Source organism: Vibrio sp. ZF 223 (genome assembly GCF_003050585.1).
GTDB lineage: Bacteria > Pseudomonadota > Gammaproteobacteria > Enterobacterales > Vibrionaceae > Vibrio > Vibrio crassostreae.
In genome coordinates, this window is sequence record NZ_PIGB01000011.1 from 52,259 (window position 1) to 64,238 (window position 11,980).

The 11,980-nt window shown below is 45.7% G+C and carries 12 protein-coding genes; all 12 read left to right on the forward strand.

Annotated elements, in window-relative coordinates; genetic code table 11:
* The first annotated feature begins 115 nt into the window (after positions 1–115).
* Positions 116–1,597 (forward strand): ribosome biogenesis GTPase Der, encoded by a 1,482-nt coding sequence (gene der / locus CWO13_RS18745; RefSeq protein ID WP_017629857.1) that lies wholly within the window; start codon positions 116–118, stop codon positions 1,595–1,597.
* Positions 1,598–1,728: 131 nt separating this feature from the next.
* Positions 1,729–2,631, forward strand: a complete 903-nt coding sequence (locus tag CWO13_RS18750) for a metal-dependent hydrolase (protein WP_108083371.1) — start codon at positions 1,729–1,731, stop codon at positions 2,629–2,631.
* Between the two features lie 289 nt (positions 2,632–2,920).
* Positions 2,921–3,922 carry a sensor domain-containing diguanylate cyclase gene (locus CWO13_RS18755; protein ID WP_102431876.1) on the forward strand — a complete coding sequence of 334 codons (1,002 nt, stop codon included), beginning with the start codon at positions 2,921–2,923 and terminating at the stop codon, positions 3,920–3,922.
* A 36-nt stretch (positions 3,923–3,958) separates the two neighbouring features.
* On the forward strand, positions 3,959–4,186 hold the full coding sequence (locus tag CWO13_RS18760; protein ID WP_102431877.1) for a zinc ribbon domain-containing protein: 228 nt from the start codon (positions 3,959–3,961) through the stop codon (positions 4,184–4,186).
* 294 nt (positions 4,187–4,480) lie between these two features.
* Positions 4,481–5,767, forward strand: coding sequence for an urea ABC transporter substrate-binding protein (urtA, locus tag CWO13_RS18765; RefSeq protein ID WP_108083372.1), 1,287 nt, complete (start codon positions 4,481–4,483; stop codon positions 5,765–5,767).
* Between the two features lie 127 nt (positions 5,768–5,894).
* Positions 5,895–7,523 (forward strand): urea ABC transporter permease subunit UrtB, encoded by a 1,629-nt coding sequence (urtB, locus tag CWO13_RS18770; protein WP_108083373.1) that lies wholly within the window; start codon positions 5,895–5,897, stop codon positions 7,521–7,523.
* A 10-nt stretch (positions 7,524–7,533) separates the two neighbouring features.
* Positions 7,534–8,706: an urea ABC transporter permease subunit UrtC gene (urtC, locus tag CWO13_RS18775; protein WP_107899059.1), complete on the forward strand. Its 1,173-nt coding sequence runs from the start codon at positions 7,534–7,536 to the stop codon at positions 8,704–8,706.
* Entirely contained in the window at positions 8,703–9,545 is an 843-nt protein-coding gene (gene urtD, locus CWO13_RS18780) for an urea ABC transporter ATP-binding protein UrtD (RefSeq protein WP_107899058.1), read from the forward strand. Before urtC ends, urtD begins: the two co-directional genes overlap by 4 nt.
* 1 nt (position 9,546) lies before the next feature.
* A complete protein-coding gene (urtE, locus tag CWO13_RS18785) occupies positions 9,547–10,242 on the forward strand; it encodes an urea ABC transporter ATP-binding subunit UrtE (protein WP_108083374.1) in 696 nt (231 codons plus the stop codon).
* Positions 10,239–11,186, forward strand: coding sequence for an urease accessory protein UreD (locus CWO13_RS18790; protein WP_108083375.1), 948 nt, complete (start codon positions 10,239–10,241; stop codon positions 11,184–11,186). The genes urtE and CWO13_RS18790 overlap by 4 nt, the downstream gene beginning before the upstream one ends.
* 132 nt (positions 11,187–11,318) lie before the next feature.
* Complete coding sequence (gene ureA / locus CWO13_RS18795) at positions 11,319–11,621, forward strand: urease subunit gamma (RefSeq protein ID WP_004735119.1); 303 nt, start codon at positions 11,319–11,321, stop codon at positions 11,619–11,621.
* Between the two features lie 11 nt (positions 11,622–11,632).
* The gene (locus CWO13_RS18800) at positions 11,633–11,968 is read left to right on the forward strand and encodes an urease subunit beta (protein WP_108083376.1); all 336 of its coding nucleotides are present in this window, start codon (positions 11,633–11,635) and stop codon (positions 11,966–11,968) included.
* Positions 11,969–11,980 lie beyond the last annotated feature (12 nt).

Consider the following 11,980-nt stretch of genomic DNA (forward strand, 5'->3'; position numbering starts at 1 on the left):
AGGAGCCGTTTTGTTGTTAAAAATTAATAAACCGTGTGGTTATAGGTAAGAGTTTAAACTTGCGAACAAGTGCTTACCTATAACTACATTTAGAGAAGAAATTGTAGAGGTTGTTATGGTACCTGTTGTTGCTCTAGTAGGGCGTCCGAACGTAGGTAAATCTACGTTATTTAACCGATTGACTCGAACTCGTGATGCATTGGTTGCGGATTTCCCTGGCTTAACGCGTGACCGTAAATACGGCCATGCTCATTTTAGCGAGCATGACTTTATTGTTATTGACACTGGCGGTATCGACGGTACCGAAGAAGGTGTTGAAACTAAAATGGCTGAACAGTCGCTAGCAGCGATTGATGAAGCTGATGTTGTTCTATTTATGGTAGATGGCCGTGCTGGTCTAACACCATCTGATGTAGCGATTGCTAAGCACCTACGTCAACTAGAAAAGCCTTCAATGCTAGTAGTAAACAAGGTTGATGGTATCGACCCTGATGCTGCAAGTGCTGACTTCTGGCAACTAGGTGTAGAAGACATGTACCAAATCGCTGCGGCGCACGGTCGTGGCGTTACTGCACTGATTGACCTTGCTCTTAACCCATTCGCAGAAGCGCTAAAAGCGGAAAATGGCGAAGTAAGCGATCTAACTGAGTTTGAAGACGAAGAAGAAGAGCAGGTTGAATTTACAGAAGAAGAAGCTGAAGAAGAATTCAAGCGTCTTCAAGATCAACCAATCAAGCTAGCGATCATTGGCCGTCCTAACGTAGGTAAATCAACACTAACTAACCGTATTCTTGGTGAAGAACGTGTGGTTGTTTACGATATGCCAGGCACAACTCGTGACTCTATCTATATCCCAATGCAACGTGATGAGCGTGAATACGTTCTAATCGATACTGCGGGTGTTCGTCGTCGTAAAAACATCAACGAAACGGTAGAGAAGTTCTCAGTAGTTAAAACACTGAAAGCGATTGAAGATGCCAACGTTGTATTGCTGCTTATCGATGCTCGCGAAAACATCTCTGATCAAGATCTAAGCTTGTTAGGCTTTGCGTTGAACGCGGGTCGTTCAATTGTTATTGCTGTAAACAAGTGGGATGGCCTAGATAACGACGTGAAAGAACGCGTTAAGAAAGAGCTAGACCGTCGCTTAGGTTTCGTTGATTTCGCACGTATTCACTTTATCTCTGCACTTCACGGTACTGGTGTTGGTCACTTGTTTGAGTCTGTACAAGAAGCTTACAAGTCAGCGACGACTCGTGTTGGTACTTCTGTGCTAACTCGTATCATGAAGATGGCGACTGATGATCACCAACCGCCTATGGTTCGTGGCCGTCGTGTGAAACTGAAATACGCGCACGCTGGTGGCTACAACCCACCGATTATCGTTATCCACGGTAACCAAGTTCGTAATTTGCCAGATTCATACAAACGATTCTTGATGAACTACTACCGTCGTTCACTAGAAATTATGGGTACACCTATTCGCATTCAGTTCCAGAACAGCGAGAACCCATTTGAAGCTAAGACAAACAAGCTGACAATTTCTCAAGAACGCAAACGTAAACGTATGATGAGCATGGTTAAAGGTCGTAAGTAAACCTTTCCAATAGATTTGATACCCGAGCCTGTCTCGGGTATTTTTTTAAGCAAAATTCACGTTAAGCCATAAAAATATATTTTTATCATCATGGCTTAACGAATCAGACTAGATTCCCAAAGAAGAACGATATGACTACTAGCGATTTGATTACACCTGCGTCAGCAATCACACCAACCATCACTAAATTTTGTCATCAGGCCTGGCAGTTCAATGCTAAAGCGCTGTACGTTGAAAGTGATGACAGTAAAACTTACTTGATCACCGACGTAACACCTTTCCACCCTGTTAGCCATATTTGGCCTGATCATCCGGCAGACCAAGGCTTTGTGACTGTTGGTGACGTTCAATATCCAGTGGAGGAGTGCCTTGTTGGTGCAATAGAACAATCTACTGACAAGCTTCATATCGCAGCAGATATTCCTGTTAAGCGTGATACGGAAGGGTGGGCGTTTGTGGTTGTCCACCAGCTACCCGCATCTGCTTCTATGATTAAGGTTAGCGACGAAGTCGTGTTGTCGGTTGATAAAGAATATCAAGCCAGTTTGAGCCGTGGTCACAGTGCTGGCCACATCGCTTTTCTAGCCCTGAATAAAGTATTGGCTGAAAGCTACTGGCGTAAAGATGCGGACAGAAAAGATCCGCTTGGCAGCTACGATTTCAATAGCTATGCACAGGTGACGAGCTTTGTGACTCCAGAGCTGTGTACCGATAAGTATCGTTTAGGCAAAACCCTGAAGAAGCGCGGTTTGAACGTTGCAGACATGCTAGCAAACCTAGATGGCATTGAAGCTGACATCAACCAGATGATTGCGGGCTGGCTTGCAGAGCCGACACCAGTTGCGATGCGACTGGAAGGCGAGACATTAACAGACTCTCGCTATTGGGAATGGCAGTTGGATAGCGATACTTTGGTGTCTATTCCGTGTGGTGGTACTCACATCGAGAACACCTCAGAACTTAAGACATTATCCGTTAAGTTAACCCAGCTAGATGACCAGCATATTGAAATGCTGACGCATGTAATTCGATGATTTAGACTACAGATCGAAATGGGTTGTGCTGTATATTCTGTTTTAAAATGTCACTTTTGATATAAATGACCATTTAAAATTGAAATGCAGCACATGTAACTTATGCTTTCGGTGTGTGGTGATATAAATATTCTTTTTGGGGTAGATCGCTGATCAAAATAGATAAAGCGAAAGATCAACCTATGATCTTCGGTTGTGTGTGGTACTAACTTAGTGTGTTATTATTAACCAATAACAAGCTTGCATAAGAACAAGCTGTACCCAATTACACAATTGAAAGCTTTAGCGAATGGAACAACAATTTTTATTAGAAGGCCACCGAGCAGTCAATAGTTTGCTTCGGAAGCTTGCCCTTGGGATGGATCGCAAGGACTTAAACCATAAGATCATTCAGCTTACTGAGCTGCTTTTTGGTCAGCGTATGGCTTCAATCTTACTGCTCAACTCCGAATCAAAGACTCTACATCTTGAATATGCCCCCAACCTGCCTGATTTCTACAATCAACAGATAGAAGGGGTGGGAATTGGTGCCGGGATTGGTTCCTGTGGTGAGGCAGCTGCGCTTAAGAAAGCAGTGATGGTCTCCAATATAAATGCACACCCAAACTGGGCGCCTTTCTTAGCCTTAACCAGCCAAGCCAATCTGCATGCCTGTTGGTCGGTACCCATTATCTCGTCGCGCGGTAATGTTTTGGGTACCTTTGCTATTTATAGTCAGTACATCTCTGAACCACATGAATTTGAGCTCGAGATCTTAGAGCTATTAGCGTCTCTGTATTCGGTCGCACTAGAGAAGTTTGAGCTGGAGAATCAGCTTAACTTTTTCGCCAATCGTGATTCTCTAACTCACTGTTTGAATCGTCGGGCATTGTTCAATGAAGCCGAAAAAGTGTTAACTAAGCGCTGTTTTGCACAAAAGGTGATGGCGTGTCTGTTTGTTGATGTCGATAAGTTCAAATCGATAAATGATACCTATGGCCACAGTTTCGGTGACGATGTGTTGTTGGCGGTTGCTGAGGTTCTTGATGAGGCAACTACAGCCTGTGCCAAGATAGGACGTTATGGTGGTGATGAGTTTGTGGTGTTCTCTTGTTTTGATGATCAAGAAAGCGTTGTTAGCTTCTATCACAGCTTAGAAAAAGCACTGCAACAAGCGCTTTATATCAATGATGTGCAGTTTTCAGTGAGTGTCGGGCTTTCTTGTGAGAAAGAGCCTCAAGGATTAGACCAGTTGATTGCACAAGCTGATAAGAACATGTACCAAATCAAGCAAGCTAAATCCCAGCAGTAGTAGATTGTAAACAGAGTAGTGAATTAGGAAATGCTAATGAGTGAAAATATCTGCCCTAAGTGTCAGTCTGAGCTTGGTTGGGATGGTAAATATCATTGTGAAACTTGTCAGGCTCACTTTACTAAAGTTGGGTTTTGCCCTGAATGCCGCTGCCAACTTGAGAAGCTTCAAGCCTGTGGTGCCGCGAGCTATTTTTGCAATGGCGATTGCAACGAGCTTAAGTCTAAATCGAGAGTAAAATTCGAATTCCAACCAGCGGAATAGCCTTAAACTGCATGGTTTGAACGACTATCGGTGATGTTATACCAGAGACTCAATACTAAAGTGTTGGGTCTTTTTTGTATCTGAAGAACAGGAATGTGTCATCTTGGTTCATTCTTATCGCCGCTGCACCAGTATGAAACATAGTTACATGATTACTATGCACTCTACTGGTGTGAGTTAATTTTAAATTCTATTAATACAATAGCTTATAAATAAACTTGTTGATTTATAAGTTTGGCACTCTTCTTGTAACTCTGTAATTGAATAACAAAAATACAATTATGGAGTACTATCATGAACAAGGTGTTCAATTTATCGCTAGCTGCACTGTGTACAACACTTTCATTTTCTTCTGCTACCGTGCTTGCGGCTGATGAGACCATCAAGGTCGGCGTTCTACATTCACTGTCTGGTACTATGGCGATCAGTGAAACAACGCTAAAAGATACCGTGCTAATGCTTATCGAAGAGCAGAACAAAAAGGGCGGTTTACTTGGCAAGAAGCTAGAGCCTGTTGTGGTTGACCCTGCGTCAAACTGGCCGCTATTTGCTGAGAAAGCGCGTGAGCTTATCGAAAAAGAGAAGGTCGACGTGGTGTTCGGTGGTTGGACATCGGTATCACGTAAATCGATGCTGCCTGTCTTTGAAGAACTCAACAGCATCCTCTTCTATCCAGTTCAGTATGAAGGTGAAGAGTCTTCTAAAAACGTTTTCTACACCGGCGCAGCGCCAAACCAACAAGCAATTCCTGCTGTGGATTACTTGATGGAAGAGCTTGAAGTTGAACGTTGGGTACTAGCAGGTACCGATTACGTTTACCCACGCACGACCAACAAGATCCTTGAGGCTTACCTAAAAGATAAAGGTGTCACAGAAGAAGACATCATGATCAACTACACGCCATTTGGTTACTCTGATTGGCAGTCTATTGTTTCGGACATCAAAAAATTCGGTGAAGCGGGTAAGAAAACCGCAGTGGTTTCTACTGTGAACGGCGATGCGAACGTACCTTTCTATAAAGAGCTTGGCGCACAAGGCATTTCATCTGAAGACATCCCTGTTATTGCATTCTCTGTTGGTGAAGAAGAACTTTCAGGCATGGACACAGAACCACTAGTAGGCCATCTAGCCGCATGGAACTACTTCATGAGTGTTGATACCGAAGCCAATGAAGAGTTCGTTGAAACGTGGCAGTCGTTCATAAAGAGTGAAAAGCGTGTCACCAATGACCCAATGGAAGCGCACTATGTGGGCTTCAACATGTGGGCTCAAGCGGTCACTAATGCAGGCACAACCGATCCTGAATCTGTGCAAGATGCCTTGATTGGTGTGTCTGTTCCTAACCTTTCTGGCGGCTACTCAACCATGCTGCCAAACCACCATATAACTAAACCAGTCCTGATCGGTGAGATCCAAGACGATGGTCAATTCGATATCGTTTGGGAAACCACAGGTCTAGTTGCGGGTGATGCTTGGTCGAGTTACTTACCTGAATCGGCAAAATTGTTCTCTAGCTGGTCGAAGCCATTCTCATGTGGTGCGTTTAACGTCGAAACCAAGAAGTGTTCTGGCGGTAACTAGATCCATAAATATGAGCCTTTTCTTTAGCAAACTGAGAAGGCTCATTACTTTTCAGATAACAATAATTATCCACGTATCCATCAAGCAAAAATAACAATATCTAGCTCGATGGATTAAGGAAGCAGGGATGAAAAACCTATTGAACGTATTTAAGGCGCTATTGCTTATGGCAGTCAGTGCTCAGTTGGCTTTTGCTGGAATAACGGATGAAGCTAGCTTTACCAAGGCGCTAGTTGGTAAGAAAACATCGGATAAAGAATTAGCTATTGATTGGGTGATTGAGACGCAAACGGAAGATGTGTCGAAACCTATTCTGGATGGTTGGTTAAACGGAAACCTTTACTATTTTGGTGATAAACAGAGCGAGCAGTATAAACAGCTCTACCTCATTCAAAGCATCAAAACAGCGACGTCAGCTCAGTCGGTGTGGGATGAATCAAGCCTCAGTATCGAGAATGCTAGACAGTTTAAAAAGGTTCGAGTAAATAACAAACTTCGCGGCATCTTGCGCGGGGAAATTGCTTCTATTGGACTCAACAGCAGTAACCCAGACGTACGTTATAAAGCGGTTCTGGATCTGCTCGGTACCAAAGATTCTAACATCATCGATCGTTTAGCTGTGCTGAGAACCAGTGAGTCAGAGGGCAAAGTCGCTGAGTTGATGGACTTGTCGTTAGCCATTTTCACTTCTCTTGATAAGAGTGCCACGGTTGACGATCGTGTGGTTTCGATTGACCGAGTCGGTGACTTCAAACATTCAGTAGTACTCAAAACCTTGAATCAATTGCTCAACAGCGAACAAGACCCAAAAGTCTTGGCGGCAGCAGAGAGAGCGATGGATGATTATCAACAAAGCCAAGCACTCTATTCGGGTGTAGAAACAGTATTCTTCGGTTTGAGCTTAGGCTCGGTATTGGTGCTGGCGGGCATTGGCTTAGCGATTACCTTTGGTGTGATGGGCGTTATCAACATGGCTCATGGCGAGCTGATCATGATTGGCGCTTACACCACTTATGTATTGCAGTTGTTGATGCCGAATCATATTGGCCTAGCGCTAGTACTTTCCATTCCAGCGGCATTCATTGTGTCTGGCTTAGTGGGCATTGCGATTGAGCGAAGTGTGATTCGTCATCTTTATGGACGCCCATTGGAAACCTTGCTCGCGACCTTTGGTATTAGCTTGATCTTGCAGCAAGCCGTTCGCTCGATTTTCTCTCCTTTGAACCGCTCAGTGAGCACACCTGAATGGATGTCTGGCGCACTTCAATTGAACCCAATGTTATCTCTGACCTACAACCGACTTTATATCATCTTGTTCTGTGGTTTGGTGTTTATGGGCTTATTAATGGTTCTGAAAAAGACACCACTAGGTTTGCAGGTTCGTGCCGTTTCTCAAAACCGTGGTATGGCGCGCGCGATGGGCATTCGTTCTGAACGAGTTGATGCGATGACCTTTGGTTTAGGTTCTGGCGTGGCGGGTGTCGCGGGTGTGGCACTTTCTCAACTGACTAACGTTGGCCCGAATATGGGGCAAGCGTATATCATCGATTCTTTCATGGTGGTGGTGTTCGGCGGAGTAGGCAACTTGTGGGGAACATTAGTCGCAGGCTTAAGCCTTGGTTTGTTCAATAAGATCTTAGAGCCTTGGGCTGGCGCAGTACTTGCCAAGATTCTAGTGCTGGTTTTCATCATTCTATTTATTCAAAAACGCCCACGCGGATTGTTCCCGCAACGTGGTCGTGCGGCTGAAGGTTAAGGACAACATCATGCAGTCTAAATCATTTGTACTTTCGGCGATGCGTGGTGATAAAGGTGGCCAACTGACCATCCTTGCCATTCTTGCGGCCGTGATTCTTATCCCACTGGCTAATACCGTGTTACCAAGTGGACACCCGCTTCATGTCGAGACTTTCACTATCTCGCTGATGGGCAAATACCTAAGCTATGCGATGTTGGCGTTGGCGCTCGATCTGGTGTGGGGCTACCTCGGCATACTGAGCTTAGGCCACGGTGCTTTCTTTGCGCTTGGCGGTTATGCGATGGGCATGTACTTAATGCGCCAGATTGGTGATCGTGGGGTTTATGGCGATCCTATTTTGCCTGACTTCATGGTGTTCCTTGATTGGTCAGCGTTGCCGTGGTTCTGGCAGGGCTTTGATCAATTCTGGTTTGCTTGCTTAATGGTGGTGTTGGTGCCGGGCGCATTGGCCTATTTGTTCGGTTATTTGGCTTTCCGATCTCGCGTGTCTGGTGTCTACCTTTCGATCATGACTCAAGCGTTAACTTACGCTTTGATGTTGGCGTTCTTCCGCAACGAGATGGGCTTTGGTGGTAACAATGGACTGACGGATTTTAAAGACATCATTGGCCTGAGTTTACAGAGTGATGCGGTCAAGATTGGTCTGTTTGTCGCGACGGGTATCTTGCTCATCCTTAGCTATATAGCGTGTCGCATGGTCGTGACCAGTCGATTAGGACGTGTGGCCTTAGCGATTCGTGATACTGAATCTCGCACCCGCTTTATGGGTTACGACGTCGATGGCATTAAGCTTTGGGTCTTCGTTTTGTCTGCGGTTATCGCGGGTATTGCTGGCGCGCTCTATGTGCCTCAAGTCGGCATCATCAACCCAGGTGAATTTGCACCGCTTAACTCGATTGAAATTGTGGTTTGGGTTGCCTTAGGCGGCCGCGCCACTCTGTTTGGTGCCATTGTTGGTGCCCTGATCATCAACTACGCCAAGAGCTGGTTTACCGTTGAGTTCCCTGAGGTGTGGTTATTTGCCCTCGGTGGTCTATTCGTTCTCTCGACTATGTACTTCCCACAAGGTGTGATTGGCTTTGTTAGCGAAAAATGGCAACAGCTGCGCAAGGCATCGAACTCGAAAGGCGAAGGACAAGATAAGGATGATCAACATAGAGGAAAGGAGGCGATCGCATGACCACATTTAATAGCGTAAAGGAATCGGTTCAGGCGTTCACTCGTCGAGATGAAGTGTTTGATTATCTTAAACCTGATATTCATCCTGCCATCGATACTCGTCATAACGTGCTGTTGTATGTTGAAGGCGTCAATAAAAGCTTTGATGGTTTCCAAGCGATAAACGACCTCAATCTCTATATCAAAGAGGGCGAACTGCGCTGCATCATCGGCCCTAATGGCGCCGGTAAAACCACCATGATGGACATCATCACCGGGAAGACTAAGCCAGACGCTGGCGAAGTTTGGTTAGGTTCGAACATCAATCTACTCAAGATGAACGAAGCTGAAATTGCTAATGCAGGTGTTGGACGCAAGTTCCAAAAGCCGACCGTGATTGAATGTTTAACCGTGTGGCAAAACCTTGAATTAGCCATGGCAGGTGATCGCTCGGTGTGGGCGACTTTCACTGCCGGGATGTCTGGCGAGCAGAAAGACAAACTGACCTCTGTGCTTGAGCTGATTCATTTAAAAGACGAAGCGGCTAACTTGGCAGGCAACCTGTCTCACGGGCAAAAGCAATGGTTAGAGATCGGCATGTTACTGATGCAAAACCCTAGGCTGTTGCTGGTGGATGAACCCGTTGCAGGTATGACTCACCAAGAGATGGACCGCACATCTGAGTTACTTAACTCACTGGCAGGTAAGCACTCAGTGGTCGTGGTTGAACACGATATGGATTTCGTGCGCTCTATCGCCAGTCATGTGACGGTGTTGCACCAAGGTCACGTGTTGGCAGAAGGCACCATGGACCAAGTGCAGGCTCACCCTGAAGTTAAACAAGTTTATCTTGGAGAATAGGATGCTAGAGGTTAAATCAGTTAATCAATATTACGGTGAGAGCCACACCTTATGGGACTTGGATATGAAGATCCCAGAAGGCAAATGCACGGTGTTAATGGGCCGCAATGGCGTCGGTAAAACCACCTTGCTGCAATGTATCATGGGGCTGATTAAGGTTGAAAGTGGTGACATCTCTTTATCGGGTGAGTCGCTACTAAAAACCGACGCCGAGGATCGTCCTCGCCAAGGGATCGGTTATGTGCCGCAAGGTCGTCAGATATTCCCGATGCTCACGGTTCAAGAAAATCTAGAGGTTGGTTTGCCGATTCGAGAGAAGGGCGATCGTAAGATTCCAGAGTTCATCTTCGATATCTTCCCTGTCTTGAAAGAGATGCTGCATCGCCGCGGTGGTGACTTATCTGGTGGTCAGCAGCAGCAACTCGCAATTGGGCGTGCGTTGGTGGTTAATCCAAAGCTATTGATCTTGGATGAACCAACAGAAGGTATTCAGCCCAATATTGTACAAGAGATTGGAGACATCATTCGTATGCTCAACGAGAAGATGGGGCTCACGGTTCTGTTGGTAGAGCAGAAGCTGCCATTTGCGAGAAAGGTCGGTGACCGTTTTTGTATTCTCGACCGTGGGCGTCAGGTGGCTGAAGGTGAAATGAAAGGGCTCAATGAGTCCTTGATTAAGGAGTACCTAACCGTATGAATTCTCTCTTTTCTCCGAATGAAGTAAGGAACGCTTCTTTAGTAGAAGCCTTGTCTCTGAATGAGACCATCGAACAAGATATTCGAGATGGTTGGCAAGCGAGCTTAAACCTCACCTTTGTCGACCGTGGTGACAAAACCGTATTAAAGAATCGTCAGCAGTCTGGTCCGCTTGCGGTGCAACGTCCCTTGTATCCTGATGGGGAAACGTGTCACACCTACTTACTTCATCCCCCCGGCGGAGTGGTAGGTGGTGACACTCTTAATATTGAGGCAACCGTAGAAAGCGGTGCTCATACGTTGATCACCACACCCGGTGCGACCAAGTTCTATCGTTCTAACAATAAGTACGCCAAGCAGAAGCAAACCCTGCGCGTCAAGAAAGGTGCGCGCTTGGAATGGATGCCGCAAGAGAACATCTTTTTCCCCAATGCACACGTGCGCCTAGACACTGACATTCGTCTAGAAAAGGGTGCACAGTTTTGGGGGTGGGAGATGCACTGTTTTGGACGACCTGCACAGAATGAGGGATTTGAGCGAGGTCACCTTGTTGGGAAAACGGAAATCTATCTTGATAATCAAAGGCTTCTTACTGAAGGTTTTAATTTTCATGGTGGAGATAAGTTGATGATAAATATGGGGTTACTTGATTTTTCAATGATGGGAACCTTTTATATCACCTCAAATGAGAAGCAAGATTTAGAGTTGGTACAGAGCTTGCTCTTATCTATTACACAGCAAGCTTCACAGCAATCAGTTACATCAAAAACGTCGAGTGAACCCACATTAATATTGGGCGCTACTCAGATAGAAGGATTGATTGTGGTGCGAGCCTTGGGGAATTGGAGTGAGGATATCCTCCAAGCCTTTGGTCAGATTTGGCAAGCAACTCGCTCTCATTTATGTGGTACGACTCCTGATTTACCAAGGATTTGGGCGACTTAGCGATTAGCCCTATTTGTACCGGGGGCGCCTTCCGGCCCTCGGTACATTTTTTCAAGCTTGCTGTAATTGAATCCCACTTACTGCTCATGCTTTTTGAGCAATAAGAAAACAACACTAACAGCGGGTGGCTAAATGGAATTAACACCAAGAGAAAAAGACAAGTTACTTATCTTCTGCGCAGGAATGCTGGCACAGCAGCGCAAACAAAAAGGCTTAAAACTCAACTACCCAGAATCTATTGCGCTGATCAGCAGTGCCATTCTTGAAGGTGCCCGTGAGGGTAAAACCGTTTCGGAATTGATGGATTTTGGACGCACACTGCTTACCGTTGATGACGTTATGGAGGGGATCCCTTCCATGATCCCAGATGTACAAGTCGAAGCTACTTTTCCTGATGGCACCAAGTTGGTGACCGTTCATGAACCTATCGTGTAGGGAGAAGTAATATGGCTGGTTCCACCAAACAATATTCAGGCTTCGTACCCGGAAAAGTAGAAACCGCTCCCGGTGACATCACTCTCAATGAAGGTCGAGACACGACGTCCGTAAAGGTTCAAAACATTGGCGATCGTCCTGTTCAAATTGGTTCTCATTACCACTTCTATGAAGCAAACCCTTCGCTGATTTTTGATCGAGAAGCCACTAAAGGTTTTCGACTCAATATCCCAGCAGGCACCGCCACCCGTTTTGAACCGGGTCAGTCGCGCAGCGTCGAGTTAGTGCGTTACACCGGTAAGTTAGAGATCTACGGCTTCCAAGGGAAAGTGATGGGCAAGCTCTAAGCGCTCTCACGG